Origin of the sequence: Vibrio sp. THAF190c (assembly GCF_009363355.1) — a bacterium.
Classification (GTDB): domain Bacteria; phylum Pseudomonadota; class Gammaproteobacteria; order Enterobacterales; family Vibrionaceae; genus Vibrio; species Vibrio fortis_A.
Map to the genome: position 1 here is coordinate 1,104,778 of NZ_CP045338.1, position 18,169 is coordinate 1,122,946.

At 44.4% G+C, this 18,169-nt stretch carries 11 protein-coding genes and 1 riboswitch; of the genes, 6 read left to right on the top strand and 5 right to left on the bottom strand.

The genetic code is table 11. The annotated features are described in order from the left end of the window. Window positions 1-287 precede the first annotated feature (287 nt). From FIV04_RS05095 to FIV04_RS05120, 6 genes are all read left to right on the top strand, one after another. Window positions 288-1,775, top strand: a complete 1,488-nt coding sequence (locus FIV04_RS05095) for a flagellar sheath protein A (RefSeq protein WP_152468439.1) — start codon at window positions 288-290, stop codon at window positions 1,773-1,775. A gap of 260 nt (window positions 1,776-2,035) precedes the next feature. After that, a complete protein-coding gene (locus tag FIV04_RS05100; RefSeq protein ID WP_032549478.1) occupies window positions 2,036-2,806 on the top strand; it encodes an ABC transporter ATP-binding protein in 771 nt (256 codons plus the stop codon). A gap of 108 nt (window positions 2,807-2,914) precedes the next feature. Then, window positions 2,915-3,685: an ABC transporter substrate-binding protein gene (locus tag FIV04_RS05105; protein ID WP_152468440.1), complete on the top strand. Its 771-nt coding sequence runs from the start codon at window positions 2,915-2,917 to the stop codon at window positions 3,683-3,685. A 79-nt stretch (window positions 3,686-3,764) separates the two neighbouring features. Continuing rightward, on the top strand, window positions 3,765-4,505 hold the full coding sequence (locus FIV04_RS05110; protein ID WP_032549475.1) for an ABC transporter permease: 741 nt from the start codon (window positions 3,765-3,767) through the stop codon (window positions 4,503-4,505). A 2-nt stretch (window positions 4,506-4,507) separates the two neighbouring features. After that, on the top strand, window positions 4,508-5,185 hold the full coding sequence (locus tag FIV04_RS05115) for an ABC transporter permease (RefSeq protein WP_152468441.1): 678 nt from the start codon (window positions 4,508-4,510) through the stop codon (window positions 5,183-5,185). Between the two features lie 342 nt (window positions 5,186-5,527). Next, window positions 5,528-8,260, top strand: coding sequence for an ImpA family metalloprotease (locus FIV04_RS05120; protein WP_152468442.1), 2,733 nt, complete (start codon window positions 5,528-5,530; stop codon window positions 8,258-8,260). A gap of 81 nt (window positions 8,261-8,341) precedes the next feature. Here the strand turns inward: FIV04_RS05120 and FIV04_RS05125 are convergent, their stop codons facing one another. The 5 genes from FIV04_RS05125 to FIV04_RS05145 all read right to left on the bottom strand — a co-directional run bounded on the left by FIV04_RS05125 (window position 8,342) and on the right by FIV04_RS05145 (window position 17,943). Next, window positions 8,342-11,593 carry a calcium-binding protein gene (locus FIV04_RS05125; RefSeq protein ID WP_152468443.1) on the bottom strand — a complete coding sequence of 1,084 codons (3,252 nt, stop codon included), beginning with the start codon at window positions 11,591-11,593 and terminating at the stop codon, window positions 8,342-8,344. 33 nt (window positions 11,594-11,626) lie between these two features. Then, window positions 11,627-11,703, bottom strand: a riboswitch (cyclic di-GMP riboswitch). Between the two features lie 9 nt (window positions 11,704-11,712). Next, on the bottom strand, window positions 11,713-13,053 hold the full coding sequence (locus tag FIV04_RS05130) for an HlyD family type I secretion periplasmic adaptor subunit (protein WP_152468444.1): 1,341 nt from the start codon (window positions 13,051-13,053) through the stop codon (window positions 11,713-11,715). Further along, window positions 13,046-14,731, bottom strand: a complete 1,686-nt coding sequence (locus FIV04_RS05135) for a type I secretion system permease/ATPase (RefSeq protein ID WP_152468445.1) — start codon at window positions 14,729-14,731, stop codon at window positions 13,046-13,048. The genes FIV04_RS05130 and FIV04_RS05135 overlap by 8 nt, the downstream gene beginning before the upstream one ends. A gap of 147 nt (window positions 14,732-14,878) precedes the next feature. Continuing rightward, the gene (xthA, locus tag FIV04_RS05140; RefSeq protein WP_152468446.1) at window positions 14,879-15,685 is read right to left on the bottom strand and encodes an exodeoxyribonuclease III; all 807 of its coding nucleotides are present in this window, start codon (window positions 15,683-15,685) and stop codon (window positions 14,879-14,881) included. Window positions 15,686-15,852: 167 nt separating this feature from the next. Then, window positions 15,853-17,943 (bottom strand): S9 family peptidase, encoded by a 2,091-nt coding sequence (locus FIV04_RS05145; protein WP_172974263.1) that lies wholly within the window; start codon window positions 17,941-17,943, stop codon window positions 15,853-15,855. Window positions 17,944-18,169: the final 226 nt, after the last annotated feature.

Below are 18,169 nucleotides of genomic sequence, written 5' to 3' on the forward strand. Positions count from 1 at the left end.
TTTATATGCCTTATTGTGTGTCGAGGAGTCTAACAAGCTTACCCTTTAGGGTGATTGATCTTGATCACTTTATGAGTTTATGTGAAAGAAAGCTACAAAATGACAATGCTCAATAAGTAATCTTTAAAAAAACGTGTAATTTGTTTTCACAACTTGACGTTTATCTCATCCCGTCACATTTCTATTAGAAAAACAAGTAAGCCTTTTAATGCTTGGCTTGTTTTTTGCTATATCATCCGTAGAGACTAAATTTTGGCGCGCTGTTGCCACAAACAGGACGGAAATAGATGAAAAAGACACAAATGTTGCCACTAGCGGCAATTATCTCAGGACTACTTGTTGGCTGTGGCGGCGGAGGCGGCGGTGGCGGTGGCGGTGGCGGTGCACCTGCAACCCCAAAATATACGTGGCAAATGCTTAGCTTAAATTCCATCGAAAGAAGTGCGGTAGCTAGTGGCTGTTCTATCATTGGTCAGGATGAGTCTGACGTAAATGGAACGAAGGTTATTGCGGCATATGAAGCTACCGCTAACTATAACATTCTATTCCATGACGAAAACGGTGCTATCACTGCGACGAATCAAGCAGACAGCGATGGTCGTTTCGTGATTGATAGTGGCGATGTTCCTGACGGAGGTTATGTATCTCTTGAAGAAATTGATGGTTCTATTCAAGGAACTCAAGATGTGTACATGTTTACTGTATCGAAAGCGCTACTTTCAGACATGACAGTAAATGTCCGTCAACACTCTTCTACTTACTCTTGCTATCAGGGCGAACAATCACAAAAAGTAAATGTTGATGCAAATGCAGCGGTAAAAGTTGACCAAGTCGATGTTAATACGAGCTATTATCAAAGTAGTTATATTGATAACTCTGTTAACGGCAACACAATCGCAAGTGGTATAAAAGTCAATTCAGATGTTCCAGCATCACATAACGTGTTAGTTACTTTGTTTGATACTCATAGCAGCGGTGAAAGTAGAGATCTGAGTCACTACGCTGTTATGGATGCTAGTTATGTCTATGATTCTTCTCAGGGTAGCGGTAGCCAAAGTGGCTTGCCAACGGATGAAAATATTGTCAAACCAGTATTTACTGCCACTGGATTGACGTTGAATAACGCAAGTAAAATCGATGTTGAAATAGATAATGAGATCCACACTTGGCAGCCCATCTACGAATCTGGACAGGTCTATGGTGTGATTGATGGTTCTTCTGTAATCGACAATTGGTCGTTTGACATTGAGGCAAGTACTGATGTGGCTTCTGGTAGCTGGAATGCAAAAATCTATGACTCTGTAGATTCCGCAGGGACGACTGTCGCTTTACCTACTTTGAACGCGTTGACTGCATCTATTACTAATACAGGGTGTACTGATTATTGTTTAAGTGCTGATGGCTATGTGGTATCAGATTATCAAATTCAGAGAACGCACTTAAGATCCTCGAATAATAACAATAGAAACTTCTATCAAACTATTTTTGCCGCGCCGAACAAAGGTCAGGTGTTGATGAATAGTACCGATGAAGTGCTAAACATCGACAACAACAATGACCGCTTAGAAGTGTCTTTGGCTCAGTTAGACACGGAAAGTGAGGCGCAGGTGAAGCAGTTCTTTGCACACAACATTGATCCTCAAGTCCTAATTTCATCCGCTATTCCAAATTACAATGATGTGAACGGTCTACTCTCGATGGCATCAGACGACAAGTTGAGAAGAATCGAGATCATGGGAAGTGAAGTTCAGTTTTATCAGCAAGGCGTAAACTAACGAGCAATAGCAATGTTCAAACAAATGAACTTCACATTTTGTTAACTAAAAAGCCCCGTTAATCGGGGCTTTTTTATAACTACTATTCATTGAATTGAGAGGAAAACGCTACCTAGTGCATAATAAGTCAGAGTGAAGTGCTATTTATTCCTAAATGATAGGTTGATAATTTGTTGCATGTTACTGCGTTGGGTGCTAGTTTGTATCGCATGAAAAGGTCGGAGTACCTTGCATTTACACAAACTTGGGAGAGAAAGCGCATGAAAGATGTACCAGCGCTGGATATAAAGGACTTACACAAAACGTTTGGTCAAAATGAAGTTTTAAAAGGAATTTCGCTTTCTGCACATAAAGGGGACGTGGTTTCAATCATCGGTTCCTCTGGCTCTGGCAAGAGTACCTTTCTTCGCTGTATCAACCTTCTAGAAACGCCAACTGCCGGTGAGATTTGGGTAAACGGAGAACTTATCCAAATGAAAAACAACCGCCTTGGTGAATCAGTTCCTGCCAATGAAAAACAAGTTCAGCGAATCCGTTCTCGCTTGGCGATGGTTTTTCAAGGCTTCAACCTATGGTCTCACCTAACTGTTCTTGAGAATGTTATTGAGGCACCTGTCCATGTACTGGGTGTTCCTAAAGCACAAGCGATTGAAAACGCAGAGATGCTTCTCAAAAAAGTGGGGCTGTACGAGCGTAAAGATTATTACCCTGGTCACCTTTCTGGTGGTCAACAACAGCGTGCCGCTATCGCGCGTGCATTGGCTGTTGACCCTGAAGTAATGCTGTTTGATGAACCAACATCGGCGCTTGACCCTGAACTTGTGGGTGAAGTACTGGGTGTTATGCGTGATTTGGCTGAGGAAGGTCGAACCATGCTGGTGGTAACGCACGAAATGGCGTTTGCACGTGATGTTTCTAATCATGTGATGTTCCTACACCAAGGTCTAGTGGAAGAGCAGGGCGATCCAGCTAAACTCTTTACTAACCCTGAGTCTGAACGTCTACAACAGTTTATTTCATCGATTTATTAACGTATTGCGAGTATCGCTATCAAGGTATGAGGCGGTGCTGTGTAATAAACACAACAACCAAACTATAAACACAACATTAAAAAATATCTAAATCACAGGAGTAGGGATATGAAAAAGTGGTTACTGGTAGCAGCACTTGCTGCAACTGCTGCAACTGGCGTAGCTCAAGCAAAAGAGTGGAAAACAGTTCGTTTTGGTATTGAAGGTGCTTACCCTCCATTTAGCTGGACAGAAGCTGACGGCTCTCTAAAAGGCTTCGATGTGGATATGGCAAATGCGCTTTGTACTGAGATGCAAGTGAAATGTAAGATCGTTGCTCAAGACTGGGATGGTATTATTCCTTCTCTACTAGCTCGTAAATATGATGCGATCATTGCGGCAATGTCTATCACTGAAGAGCGTAAGAAGAAGATCGACTTCACAGGTAAGTACGCACTTATTCCAAACAAATTCATCGCGAAAAAAGGCGCTGGTCTTAATTTTGACGACCTAAGCGGCCAAAAAATTGCGGTACAACGTGCAACGACGCACGACAAATACCTAACAGACAACTACGGTGAAACTGTAGACATCGTTCGTTACGGTTCTTTCGACGAAGCTTACCTTGACCTAGCAAACGGCCGTGTTGCAGCGGTACTAGGTGATGCATCAGCACTTGAAGAAGGTGTTCTAAACAAAGCGGGCGGTGAAGCGTACGAGTTTGTTGGTCCATCTCTAACAGATCCAAAATGGTTCGGTGAAGGCTTTGGTATCGCGGTACGTAAGCAAGACAAAGATCTAACTAAGAAACTAGACGAAGCGATCATCTCGCTACGTGAAAAGGGTATCTACCAAGATATCGCGGCTAAATACTTCAACTACGACGTATACGGTCAGTAATATCCTGAGAAGACTCTAGGGAGAGAGCACATCTCTCCCTATCTCTCCCAACTTTTTCGCTGTTCTGTTGGAATTCATTATGTTTGATTTACAAGGGTATGAAGCTTCGATACTTAATGGAGCTGTACTCACAATTCAAGTTGCGTTGCTTTCGCTATTTCTAGCTATGGTGCTAGGGATGTTAGGCGCATTAGCAAAATTAGCACCTTATCGATGGGCAAGAGCCATTGCCACACTTTACACCACCATTATTCGCGGCATTCCAGACCTCGTATTGATGATGTTGATCTTCTTTGGTGGACAGATCCTTTTAAACAACAGTTTGTATTCCATCAATGAGTGGCTTAACGAGTGGTTCACTTCAAGCGATCCGAACCATGAATGGACTTCATACCTACCTGACTATATCGATGTTAGCCCATTTGTAGCGGGTGTATTGACCATTGGATTCATTTTCGGTGCGTACATGGCAGAAACGTTCCGTGGTGCGATCATGGCCGTTGACGCGGGTGAAATGGAAGCTGCAAAAGCTTACGGTATGAGTCCTGTGAAGGCATTTCACCGTATATTGCTTCCCCAAATGATTCGCCATGCATTGCCTGGTTTTGGTAACAACTGGCTAGTACTGCTTAAAACGACCGCTTTGGTCTCGATTATCGGCCTAGAAGATATGGTGCGAGTCAGCGCGCTAGCGGCAGGTTCAACTAAGATGCCATTTACTTTCTACATGGCAGTTGCACTGATTTTCTTATTCTTTACGAGTGTTTCAACCGGCCTGTTAAAGCTCGTTGAACGTAAATTTAGTATTCACGCGAGGTAACTATGGACTTTTCATTGATTGTTGAAAGTTTTCCAATTTACCTGAGTGGTCTTTGGACAACGGCGTGGATGGTAACAGTAGCTCTAATTATCGGTCTTTTTGTGGCTATCCCATTGGCGATAGCACGTAACAGCCATAACATGCTGATTAATGGTCCTGCGTGGTCATTTATCTACTTTTTCCGTGGCACACCACTACTGGTTCAGCTTTACCTGATTTACTACGGTATGGATCAATTTTTCCCAGTAAAAGATACGCTGTGGGAAAACGCATGGTTTTGTGCTTTGATAGCATTTATCTTAAACACCTCGGCTTACACAGCAGAGATCATTCGTGGTGCGATTAACGGCCTACCAAAAGGTGAAGTTGAAGCCGCGAAAGCATACGGCATGAGTACACCGAAGACATACCGTCGCATCATTCTACCAAGTGCTCTACGTCGTGCGCTGCCGGCTTACAGTAACGAAGTTATCTTCATGCTTCACGGTTCAGCTGTTGCAGGTATCGTAACGATTATGGACTTAACCGGCGCAGCGCGTTTGGTTAACTCACGTTACTACGCGCCATTTGAGTCGTTTTTGACAGCCGGCCTGTTCTACATGGCGCTAACGTTTCTCATCATCGCGATATTTAAGTATGCTGAGACACGATTCTTGGCTTACCTAAGACCACTTAGTTAATGAAACGGCGCTTTTTAGCGCCGTTTTTTATTCCAACCTTCGCTCGTCTTCCGGTTCATACCAATCACAGTAAGTAAGTGTTCAGAAATAGCGCAGAAAAAAGGCTTGAGAACAAGGCTGCATTTTTTGATAAGTAGTTATTCTACAATCAAAAATTCTAACGCAGTTATCGAGCATTTTAGCAAGCTAGGGTGAGTAGTTATTTACTACGATTGGTATAAATTACGACTTATCTAAAATCGTTAACTTGGTTCAGATCTCACATTGGTATTGAGTGTATAAATTGATTTAGAAAGAATGATAGATACACTCAGTTCAATTTTATTAGAGTGTCGTACAGTAATGAAAAAAAGCACACTATTTTTATGCATGGCAATGCCTTCATTGTTACTCACCGCTTGTGGTGGAGGTAGCGGTTCTGATGGTTCAACTCAGCCAAAAACGGCAGTACAGAAAGCACTTGAGAGCGGCGACGCTTCTTTGGTTTCCGACCCTAGTGAGTTTATCGCTGCAAGCGAATCTTTAGTTTCTGACCTTAATCGTCAATACAATCAGATCAAGAATCACCTAATGCAAGGGGAGGGGGGAGAAACCCTTAATCAGTTGTTCTGGGACCCTACTCATGACACTGCCATTATCTCTCCTACTTATGGTTTTAACGACACCATCCTTAAAACCAACAAAGCAATGAATGACAATTACGCCGACCAAGAGCTGGTTATCGGCGTTGCTGGTTACACGTCTTCGCAAACTCGCTATGCAGCACTCGCGAGTAATCCATTCCGTACTCAGCAACGCTTTCCTGATTCGGTCAATGAGCAGATGGAGACATGGCTGAAAAACCTGCTTAGTTGGACGGTAGGATCGGGTAAGCCAACAAAGATCGTAATGGCTCAGTTGGATCAGTCTTACTACTTTCCCGATGATGGCGCGACGCGCAATTGGATCGAAAAAAATATCAACTCGGAAGTGTCGATCAATGATGACGACGCTTGTGATGCTGGAAAACTAAAGGCGTGTCTTGAGGATAGGCCTGATCTCTTGATTATTTCCCAGAAGCTGAATGACGGTGACAACTTAAGCGATGTAGTCGAAGGCTTAAACTACGCATTTGAACATCAGATCCCTGTGTTGTATTTGCATTTAGACGGTGGAATGACGGAGCTTGGTCGTGCTCTGTTTGCCGAAATGCGCATTCAATATGTGGGTGACAATTATTGGCGTAAATTAGGCTTATCAGATTGGGACCCAAAGCAACTCGTTGACCAGATCCTAGACTCTATTGTCGCGGAACAAGCCCTATTAAAACGTCTGAAAGACGATAGTTTTAATGTCGACCTGAAGCTATGTGATGACAAGTCCTGTTCTGACGAATCTTTGATGGATTCTGAGTTTTACCAAGCGGCGAATACCATCCGTACTCACTTGAACAACCTAGATAAACAGAAAGTCGATCTGTTTGCTAACGATGATTATCAATATGAAAAATTGATACTGCTGCTAGCTGATAGCTATCGACAAGGTGTTACTTATCCAATGGACAAGAATAACACTGAGCGAATTGATTTTCTCAGGTCCTATTTCAGTGATTACGCACAGTATCAAAGTCGAACCCTGAATGCTGGTCAGCCAAGCTTGGGTAACTTCAGCACCAAAACCTTTGAAGATGTTCCGTTGATTACCAAAACGGTGACGCTAGAATCAAAACGCAATTTCCGCTCGGCGGGTTTGTATGCGCTACCGGGTCAGACAATCAAAGTGACACGTGTCGATAGTAACGATGTGAGCACTTCCATTGCATTTAACTCACTTCGTAGTGGTGCAACTCATGAGTTTTCAAAAGACGGCGGCTATGCGAGGCCTAAGTTCCTAACATCGGTTACTTATCCTGTGGAACCTGGAGAAACCATTACTCTGACCTCTGCATACGGCGGAACATTGCAGGTTCATTTTGACAAAAATGATATCAACGTTGACTTGAAGTTCGAGAATGTTGCTCAGCATCCGGTGTGGAGAAGCGAAGAAGACAATGAACGCTTTGTTGCGGAACTCGAAGAGGCGAAATTTGATTGGGCAGAGCTGATTACTCCAGGTTTTGAGGTGCATTCAAAGTTAGACAAGATGCAAACATCAATTGGTTCAAGTGACTGGAATCAGCCACATGATATGGCGTTGGCGACTGAGCGATACATGCACAACTTCCCACACGCGTTAGCTGGTTTTAGAGGCCCTGGGATTGATGAAATAGCGGAAGTTCATGGTTATGGAGACAGCAAAGGTTGGCAAGTAGAGACGATAGATATCGTTAAGCATATGAACGCCGACCAAGCGACGTGTGGCTATGGTTGCTCAGGAAACCCTTACGATGCTTATTGGGCTTTCCATCCACTTGGTCATGGTGACCTGCATGAATTAGGACATGGTTTAGAAAAAGGTCGATTCCGTTTTGGCGGCTGGGATGGACATGCCACGACAAACTATTACTCGTACTATAGTAAGTCTCGATACTATCAAGATACAGGCAAAGTATCCGACTGTCAGAGTCTAGACTTTAAAGGGCAATATGAGTTGCTTCAACAGAGTCGAACGCAACCTGATCCAAATGCGTTTATGGCGCAGCAAAACCAAACCAGTTGGAGTTGGGGCGCGCGTGTTTTCATTCAAATGATGATGCTGGCACAAGAGCAGGGCGTATTGGACTACGGCTGGCATATGCTAGGTCGACTTCACTTGATTGAACGTGAGTTTAACCGCCTTAAGTCGAGTGATGAACTATGGAATGCGAATAAGCAAAACATCGGCTTTGATAGCTACTCTCGCGATGAAGCAAACCAGATCTCTAATGATGATTGGTTGTTGATCGCACTAAGCTACGTTAATGAACGTGATATGAGAAGCTACTTAGATATGTGGGGCTTTAGTTTTAGCGATAAAGCGAAACAACAAGTAGTCACTCTGAGCCTAGCGCCAATGCCGTTGACTTACTTTGCAAGTTCGAGCAAAGGATATTGTGTTGATGAGTTTGCTAAGACGCCAATCAGTGTGGATGGAGTATCTGCTTGGCCTCTGAATTGAATTTTCAGCTCTAGTCGAAACCAATACAAATAAAAAAGAGGCCTTATCACGAGGCCTCTTTGGTTTCAGTTCGCTATAAAGCTAAACCATAGGGTCGAAGTTCTCATTTAGAAGAGCATCTGTATAAATAACTACTTCCTTGTCTCCTTTAGTAAAGCTATAAGCAGTGATAACTTCTGTTCCATCAAGACCTAGTTTGTCTCGCATTTCTTCTTCAAGAGTTACAGTACCTGACGACATAAAGCTAAATCCCTGAAAATCTTGTATGTCTATTTCCTCAATACCTAAAGCAAAAAACTCAGCTACATGGTTGGTTCCAGAGGCGATCTCGAAATCTGGTGATGAGTCGATATAAGTATCGCTATCCCCGTTTTTCGATCTGTTTCCATCCAGATCAAAGTTCTGATTAAAGGTTTTGCCCAACGATAGGGTAACTTTATCGCTGACATCATCACTACCAATCACCGCTTCGAAACCGTTGATTGATTCGCCTTTGGACATGTCTATATCAACTGGGCCTTGATTATCTGCCTTTAAGACATCAAACCCTTTGCCACCATGGATGACAGAGTCAGCCGCATCATAGACAACAGTGTCGTTGCCTTTACCTGCTTTGATGACATCACTGCCTTCGCCGCCGTCTAGAACATCATCACCTTTACCGCCTTTCAGCACATCATCACCAGAACCACCATTTAAGTGATCGTCGCCATGACCACCGTTAAGTGTGTCGTCTCCGCTACCGCCAAGGACAATATCATCCCCTTTGCCGCCACGGAGCATGTCATCGCCGCTGCCACCGATGACGCTATCATCGCCCTTACCGCCTTGGATGAGGTCGTTGTCAGCACCGCCATCCAGCCAGTCGTCGCCTTTACCGCCGCGTAGGGTCTCTTTATCAGCTTCTAGACCGACAGTGGTTACAACGTCATCGAAGTCACTATCGCCACTATTTGGATTGTCATTGAAATGCTGATTACCTTCACCTGGGTTTCCGCTGTATTGATTTGGGGCGTCATCTAATGAATCAAACACAACAGACAATAAGTTATTGCCGGCAACAACGGTTATATTTGCGTTGGTATCAGAGGTAGTGTTGACTGAAGAGTTGCTCTCAAGATCTGCGATATTGAAATTTAGCTCACTGTCATTGGTTACGCCCTTATCTCCACCATCGGGAATAATGAAGAAGCCAAGGGTTTCTATACAGTGACCGATGGATAGGTCAAAGCTAGGCTTGCCGTCTTCGGCATTGTCCAAGGCGTCATGCACATTACCCCATACGACATCAATTGATACCTCACCTTTGTCATCTATGGTGTAGTAGCCATAAGAGTTATTAAAGCCGGCTTCTGAGCTCTCTAGGGTAATCGACAAGGTGCCTGAAAAGTTAGACAGAGAGTATGTCCCGTTGTCATTCAGGGTAGGGGTGCTGTTACTGTTGTGACCGCCAAGGATGACATCATTCCCGTGCCCACCGACTAGGTAATCAGTACCTTCTCCAGAGAGTTCAAGCGAGTCAACAGAGGTCACATAGAAGTCACTAGAATCGTCGGCGACTTGGTTGCCGTTTTTGTCAAACACTTCACCAATTGCGGTAAATTGCAGTTCGTCAAAGGCTTTGAAGCCGGTATCAATGGGTGAAATAATCAAGTAGCCGTTATTATTGGATGTACTAGAAGTTACACCATCATCTTGAACTAAATCGTTAGCGGTAAAATCTCCTTCTGCAACCAACAACCCTTCGCGATAAGCCGCCCAATGGCCGGTTTCGTGAATGCCGCTACCACCTTCATTGAGATAGAGGTTAGATATTCCGACTTTAGCGGCCATGGTGTGCTCGTCTAAAGATACGGAGAGCATTTCAGAACCGATAACATCGCCGTTATCATCATAAGAGAGGCCGATTTGAGCATTAACACCACTTTCGGGCACGCCAGTTACTCCATACCCAGTTCCCCCCGCTTTGACATTACCGCCCGTGGTGACAGATACAATCGCAGGTTCTCCATCAGGCCCGTAACCTGAGAGATTGTCCGTTGAGCTCAGAGTTACTGAATTGTCTTCTTCGTCGCTGTAGGTATTGTCGAAGTCGAGGAAGAATGCACTTTGGTCTTCATCGTAATAGAGTGGGTTAAAGCTATCACCAATAATGATGTCGTCGCCTTTGCCACCACGAATCAAATCATCACCAGCCTCTGAGTGTTGATCCCAGTTACCATCGGTATCTCTTGGTGTACCATCACCAACTAGGAAGTCATTGGCTTCGTATTGATACAACTCGACGTTGGCAATCAAAGCACCGTAGGTATCCTCGGTTTGCTCATTGTCAATGGCTCTAAACGATAGCGTGTGTTCACCGGCTTCTAAGTCTAGATTGAGTTTGGCGTCGTACCATTTATGATCGAGGCCTGTACCGTCGTTTTGATATTCTGCGACCACTTCGCCATCAATCAGAACTTGGAATGGACTGGTATTGGTTTCCTCACCTCGGTGACGGTTGGCATAATCGAAAGTGAGTTGGAAAGTGCCGCCACGGCCAAGTGCGTCAGGAGAAACGGTAAAGCTGGTGGAAGCGGTGGTGTTGGTTTGGTCACTGCCGATACCGGCATGATTGTGTGAATCAAGTTCCAGTACGTTACTAGGTGTTGATTCCCCTTCGCTATCACCGTCATCAGTTGGATGTTCGCCTGTAGGAGCCCCCCCGACACGCACAAATTGGATTTCCATCAAGCCTTCTGGAGAATCGTCGACACCGTTATTATCGTTGTCAGCTTCCCAACCTTCTATGGTAGCGTAAGTCCCCCAGCTACCATCTAAACCGGGTCCCCCAGCTTTAGCGTCAGTCTCTGTGACATTGAATGTACCATTAGTAATCAGGTTTTCACCGAAGGTGTGTCCGCCGCGGTCACCGTAGATGGCGTCATTGTTACCACCGCCTTCTACGTAGTCATTGCCTGCCCCAGCAATGATGACATCATCAACGCAATCTATGATCCCTACATCTTTAGTTCTCATTGCTTCCGGCAGACTGAGTTCACCGGCCTCATCTTTGGCATTTATGGAGTGGTTCCAAGATTCAACCACATCATTGCCGTCTCCGGCATAGACGACATCAGAGCCTCGACCTGAGGCAATAAAGTCGTCACCACCAAAGCCAGCGACGATGTCATTACCTTTACCTGCACGTATGGCGTCTAAACCATCGCTACCTAAAATTATGGGCTCTTGAACATCATTTTGTGATTGGTCTCGGTTAGGGACCGCTACCTTGTTGGTATTTGTTTCTTCTGCAGACGTCCCTGTCACATTGTTCGTTAATTGAATAGCCATTGCTATTGTCCTCTAATATATCGTGTAGATATAAGAGGCAGCACAGCCATCTCATAAAGAGATCTGTTGCTTTCCGTCCCCACCTCGCAGTAGGTTTGGCTTTATCTTCTTTCTTGGGTTTAAATTTCTCTCATTGCTTTATAGGCACTCACTGATAATGGGTTGAGCAGGTACTCAAGAGGTGTTTGCTGTTCCAAAAGGATCATCACCTCGGCGGGCATGCCCGGGTACAACGAGATACTTTCTAACGCTTTTAACTCGGCCTTGTTTAATGAGACACGAGCTAAATAGGCGGAAGAACCGGTCGCTTGATCGCTAATGCGGTCAGCGGAAATATGAATGAGTTTGCCATTGATTGGTGGCGTTTTTCGAAAACTGTAGGCAGTGAGCCTGACTTGGGTGTCTAACCCAACTCGCAGCGCTTCGATGTCCTCAGGTTTTACCAAAGCTTCGACGATAAGTTCATCTTCCTGAGGGACAAGCTCCATCAGCGTTTCGCCGGGTGGTACAATGGCATTCTCAGAGACGATATTAAGCCCAACCACCACGCCGCTTTGTGGGGCGACAATCTCGACGCGAGTTAAGACGTCTTGCGCATTTACCATGGCTTCACGAGTTTCATTGAGTTTACGTTCTAAGTCTTGGATCTCTTCGCCCAAGGTTTTCGCGTAAGTGTAATCAGCATTTATCAACTCAAGTTTTGCTTCGGCGATTGTGCGCTTTGAATGCCCAATTTTTGCTTTTAAATCGGCAACATCGCCTTGCAGTTGTGATCGTTCTCGTTGCAGATCAAGCAAACGCGATTTGGAGGTGTTACCCGAAAGCAGTAGCTTTTGATGCATCTGCACTTGTTCTTCTAAATACTTCAGGCTGCGAGTACCGGCATAATAACGCTGTTGAAAACCTTGCAGGTCGAGCTTTGATTGTTCAACTTTCTGTTCTAAGACTTCCGATTCGCCGGATTTTAAGGACTGTCTTTTTGCGAATAAGTTGTTTTGCGTTTTGAGTAAGCTGGCGACATTTGGGTCAGAACCGAGCGAGAGCAAGCGCATGTCGAATTGGATTTCAGGGTGATTGGCAAGCTCGGATTGCAGACGATTAAGGCGTGCTAAGTCGCTTTGCCATTGTGCGCGTAGTCTTAATAAAGAAGCTTGAGCCTTAGTTGGGCTCAACGTGATAAGCGGTTGACCCTTGATGACCAAGTCACCATCTGAAACGTGAACCTGCTGAACGATTCCCCCTTCTAAATGTTGTATCGGCTTACGTTTTGATTCAACAATAATGACTCCAGGGGCAATGGCTGCTGATGAGAGTGGAGCGAGATAAGCCCATGCGCCAAAGCCGCCTAAACTGACGATGAGAACTGTCCAAATGAAGAGCTGCGTTTTTAGTGTGGAGAACATGACTTTTCTCCCGTCGTCAAAATGAAGGCCCTTATTATTATAATTGAGATTAGCCATTAGAAACCTCCTTAGAGGCGACATTAAATAGTGAGCGAATAACCTTATCTGCTTGACCTGCTCGTGTAATCTGTCCGTTTTTGATTTCAACAACCCAATCCACATGACGTAGTAGGCTTGGATTATGAGTCACCATCACAACCGACATGGTTTGTTTTTTTGCTAACTCTAGCAATGAGATGAGGTACTCTTCGCCCTCTTGGTCTAGGTAGGAGTCGGGCTCGTCCAGTACGAGCAGTTTGGGTGATAGCACAATGGATCTTGCTAATGCCAGTTTCTGTGCCTGGCCGCCTGAGAGTTGGTGACCAAAGCTGCCGATCGGTGTTTCGTAACCATTGGGGAGGGCAGTAATGGCATCATGAATCCCAGCTCTAATCGCCGCTCGTACAATTTGACTGTCTGTTACATGGTCGTCAAATCGGGCGATATTTTGTTTTACTGTCCCGTTTAAGAATTGAATGTGCTGCGGTAGGTAACCGACGGTATGTTTAAACTGAGTGGAATTCCAGTGTTCTACGTTTAGCCCATCGAGGGTAACGCCCCCTTTGGTTGGCAAAACCATTTTAGTTATCATTTTACACAAGGTTGATTTGCCTGAACCGCTTGGGCCGATAAGAGCGACTCTGTTGCCTTGTTCTAACGTGAACTTAATGTTTTGCAAGGTTGGAGATGTGCTTTGTTCAGTGGCAAACCAAGTGACGTTATTAATTTTAAGGTCGCCTTTTATCTCTTCGAGCTCAGTGCGTTCTTGCTGCTTCTTATGGGAAACAAACTCCTTTTTAAGCCTTTGGTTTGCATCCAACCCTGTTCTCCAAGCTTGAATCCCACCTGATAGCATTTCAATGGGTTGGAGTGCTCTAGCCATAAGAATTGACCCGGCAATCATCCCCCCTGCGGACATCGCATTCTGGATCACTAAACTCGCACCCACGGCCATAATCACGAGCTGCAATACCATTCTTAAGTAACGGGAAAAAGCGCTGAGCGAACAGGTTGATTGGTCTAAGTTATGTCTAGCCCAAGCTTTTTCTGCGACAACGTCTTGATAGGCGCTAGCCAAGCCTTGTTGTTGGTGTTGACTGAAAATAGTGTCGTGCTTTTGAAAACACTCATCATTCTTTCTTTGTGTTGCTAGCTGACTTAAATAGGTGGCATTGAAATGTTTCGACTTAATCCAGTGTGAGACTAGAGTTGTCAGCAAGATGAATATAACAGCGGCCATACCGACAAAGCCGATACTCGGGTGAATTGCAAACATTATGATGAGAAAGATAGGTGTGAAGGGGAGATCAAACATAACAAAGTACGAGGGTGAAGCTAGCAAGCTCTTTACTTCGTTAATGTCGTTGAACAGGTTCTTCTCTTTCATGGTAGGAGATAGAGTGCACTGTTCGAATAATTGTTTTGAGGCGAAGAACTCAAACTGCACCGCTTTTTTTTGGGCGTACTTGGCTCTTGAGGCATCAAGCAGAGCTTGAGTCGTGAGAAGGAAAACGGCAATGCCGGCAAGAAGTAATAGTGTGTCTAAACTTTGGCTGGAAAGTACTCGGTCAAAGACCTGTAAACTGAAGAGAGGAACAACAAGCATCAGCACGCTGATTGCGCCGCTGACAATCGTCATCGGTAACAAGTTTTTTAAACTTATAGGGTTGATGCTACTCCAAGGCTTCACATCCATTTTCAACGCTCCTTGTTTATGGTTAGTCGCGATTACAACGGTTGTGCCAATAAACGAGGTTGATTTAGATGTTTTTAATTATCACCCAAGTAAAGTACAAAAATCCGCATAAGCCAAATAAAACTTATGCGGATTTATAGGATTATCTTACTTAAATGTTGACCAAATAGGCGCGTGATCAGACGGCTTTTCGATACCACGCAGTTCGTAATCGATACCTGCTTCAGTACACTTCTCAGCAAGTTTCGGGGTTGCTAGAACCACATCAATTCGCAGGCCGCGGTTGTCTACAAAACCTTTTGAGCGGTAATCAAACCACGAATATTGGTCAGTCACATCAGGGTGAAGCTGGCGGAAAGTATCAACAAATCCCCAATCTAATAATGTTTTCAACCATTGACGCTCTTCTGGTTGGAATGAACATTTACCTGTTTTTAGCCAACGTTTAGCGTTTGGCTCACCGATACCAATATCTGCATCAATTGGGCTGATGTTGATATCACCCATAACAACAATCTGTTCGTCATTGCTGTGGTGATCGTTTAGGTAAGTCATTAGGTCTTTGTAGAACTGGCGTTTGTATGGGAACTTAGTCTCGTGATTAATGTTGTCCCCTTGTGGGAAGTAACCATTAAGTACGGTTGTCTTTTCGCCATTCTCATCTTCAAACGTCGCCATGATCATACGTTTTTGATGTTCTTCATTGTCTGTTGGGAAACCCTTCTGTACAGAGATAGGCTCTTGCTTACACAGCATCGCAACACCGTAGTGTGCTTTTTGGCCGTGGAAGTAAACCTTATAGCCCATAGCTTCAACGTCAGCGAGAGGAAATGCTTCGTCATGAACTTTGATCTCTTGTAGGCCAATAACATCAGGTTGGTGCTTATCGATAACCGCTTGTAGTTGATGAAGGCGGGCTCTTAGGCCATTGATGTTGAAGCTAATTACTTTCATTTATTTTTATACCTCTCGTAAACCTTTACCTATAGTGCAGCAAAGACTATTTGATTTGGTGAGTTTCATAGTTAATCGTATTTAACCATGCTTAATAATGTATGTCGCCATTTGTAGAGACAAAATGGCGACATAAAATGACGTGACGACTTACGTTTACGTTGAATCTATTGAGTCTTGAGTAAATCTAAAAAGAACGCGTATTCCAGCGCGTCTTCTTTCAATCGTTTAAATCGCCCTGATGCACCACCGTGACCTGCTTCCATGTCGGTTTTGAACACAAGTACGTTGTTGTCTGTTTTCATCTCGCGCAGCTTCGCTACCCATTTCATAGGTTCAAAGTACTGTACTTGTGAGTCATGCAAGCCTGTCGTCACCAGCATATTCGGGTAGTTCTGAGCCTTCACGTTGTCGTATGGCGAGTAACTCAACATGTAATCGTAGTAGGTTTTATTGTTAGGGTTTCCCCATTCGTCGTACTCGTTGGTCGTTAGAGGAATCGACTCATCAAGCATGGTCGTTACTACATCAACAAATGGAACATGAGCGCCGATGCCTCGATACAACTCCGGCGCTTGGTTGATGATTGCTCCCATCAACAGGCCGCCAGCCGAACCGCCTACTGCGAACACTTTATCTTTCGCGCCATAACCTTCTTCAACTAGGCCTTTGGTGACATCGATGAAGTCATTGAACGTGTTTTGTTTAGTCAGTTTTTTACCATCTTCATACCACGGGCGTCCCAACATCTCTGAACCACGAATATGTGCGATGGCATAAACGAAGCCTCGATCAAGCAGGCTGAGGCGAACTGAACTGAAGGTCGGTTCTATGGTTGAGCCATAAGAACCATAGCCGTATTGGTAAATTGGGTTAGTGCCGTCTTTCTTGAATAGATCTTTGCGATAAACCAAAGAGACAGGTACTTGCTTACCATCGCGAGCCGTTATCATGATTCGCTCTGATTGGTAATTATCTGCGTCGAAATCACCTAATACCGGCGTTTGTTTCATGATTTCGGCCTCACCTGTATTGAGGTCGAAATCATAGTAAGTGCCTGGAGTCGTTAGGCTGCTGTAATAGATTCGAACTTTTGAGTTATCTAACTCATAGTTACTTGTTAGGTACGCAGCAAAAGCGGTGTCGTTGAACTCAAGTGGAAACTCTTTCCCTGTAGAGAGTTGACGAACCTTCACTGTAGACAATCCATTTGAACGCTGTTCGTAAACCAGATGATCATTAAACAGCTCAAAATCGACAAGCTGTACGTTGTCGTCAGCTGGAATGACATCAACCCATTTTGAACGGTCATGTATGCCTTCGGACGTGGCTTTCATCAAGCGGAAGTTGACCGCTTGGTAGTTGGTGTAGATGTAATACCAATCCTCTAGCTTGGCAATGCTGTACTCAATGCCAGTTTCTCTTGGGTAGAAAGCTTCGGCTTTTGCATTTGGATTGTTGGCATCAATAATTGAAACACCACTGGTTTCAGTACTGGAGTGCCAAATGTATACCTGATCGCCATCTTTACTTTTACTGATGCTGGTGTAGTAAGCGCTGTCTTCTTCTTCGTAGATCAGCTCATCGCTTGTTTGAGGTGTACCCAATACGTGGCGGTAAACTTGATAACCAAGTAGAGTTTGTGGATCTTTCTTGATGTAGTAGAAGGCTTGGTTGTCGTTTTGCCACGCAATAGCGCTCGAAGCCCCTTCAATTTCATCGTTTAGGTACTCACCTGTCGTGAGGTCTTTAACCTTAATGGTGTAAATACGACGGCTCAGTGTATCTTCGCCATAGGCCAGCATATTTTCGTTCGGGCTGACTGATAGGCCACCAATGCTGAAGAATTCATGCTCTTTGGCGAGTTCGTTAACGTCTAAGATGACTTGTTTGTCTATTCCTAAAAAGTGTTTTTCGCGTAAATGAACTGGGTATTCGTTGTTACCTGTGACTTTATTTGAGTAGTAATAGCTACCTTTACGAACCGGTACCGAATTGTCGTCTTTCGCGATTCGGCTTTTGATCTCTTCAAATAATTGTTCTTGAGATGCTTCTGTGTGTTTCAGCACAGTCTCGGCATACTGGTTCTCTTGCTCGAGGTGCTGCAAGATCTCTGGGTCTTGGCGTTCGTCATCACGCATCCAATAGTAATCATCAATTCGTGTGTCACCATGAGTCGTCATTGAATGAGGGACTTTCTTAGCAACGGGAGCTTGGGTTTGGTGAGCGACGAGTTGCGATGGAGAGTGGTGGTTCATGGTTGTTATTCCTTGATTGCTGCATCCGGCGACAAGCACCGCCGATACGGCTAATGTGGTTAAAGCGAAACGCATCTGTATATCCTTTTTGTGCACCTGACTCGTTGTAATGCCAGTATCCATTTCTAATCGGGGTTATCGGTAAGATGTTGTTCTTTCGATAATAATATTTTGCAATTGGATTCTTGATATACACTTTGAACGTAAGTGTCTGTTATTGTTTTTA

Bases quoted from the DNA above. Each gene is read 5' to 3' on its own strand.
- FIV04_RS05095 (WP_152468439.1), top strand. From the start codon at position 288: ATGAAAAAGACACAAATGTTGCCACTAGCGGCAATTATCTCAGGACTA.
- FIV04_RS05100 (WP_032549478.1), top strand. From the start codon at position 2,036: ATGAAAGATGTACCAGCGCTGGATATAAAGGACTTACACAAAACGTTT.
- FIV04_RS05105 (WP_152468440.1), top strand. From the start codon at position 2,915: ATGAAAAAGTGGTTACTGGTAGCAGCACTTGCTGCAACTGCTGCAACT.
- FIV04_RS05110 (WP_032549475.1), top strand. From the start codon at position 3,765: ATGTTTGATTTACAAGGGTATGAAGCTTCGATACTTAATGGAGCTGTA.
- FIV04_RS05115 (WP_152468441.1), top strand. From the start codon at position 4,508: ATGGACTTTTCATTGATTGTTGAAAGTTTTCCAATTTACCTGAGTGGT.
- FIV04_RS05120 (WP_152468442.1), top strand. From the start codon at position 5,528: ATGAAAAAAAGCACACTATTTTTATGCATGGCAATGCCTTCATTGTTA.
- FIV04_RS05125 (WP_152468443.1), bottom strand. From the start codon at position 11,593: ATGGCTATTCAATTAACGAACAATGTGACAGGGACGTCTGCAGAAGAA.
- FIV04_RS05130 (WP_152468444.1), bottom strand. From the start codon at position 13,053: ATGGCTAATCTCAATTATAATAATAAGGGCCTTCATTTTGACGACGGG.
- FIV04_RS05135 (WP_152468445.1), bottom strand. From the start codon at position 14,731: ATGGATGTGAAGCCTTGGAGTAGCATCAACCCTATAAGTTTAAAAAAC.
- xthA (WP_152468446.1), bottom strand. From the start codon at position 15,685: ATGAAAGTAATTAGCTTCAACATCAATGGCCTAAGAGCCCGCCTTCAT.
- FIV04_RS05145 (WP_172974263.1), bottom strand. From the start codon at position 17,943: ATGAACCACCACTCTCCATCGCAACTCGTCGCTCACCAAACCCAAGCT.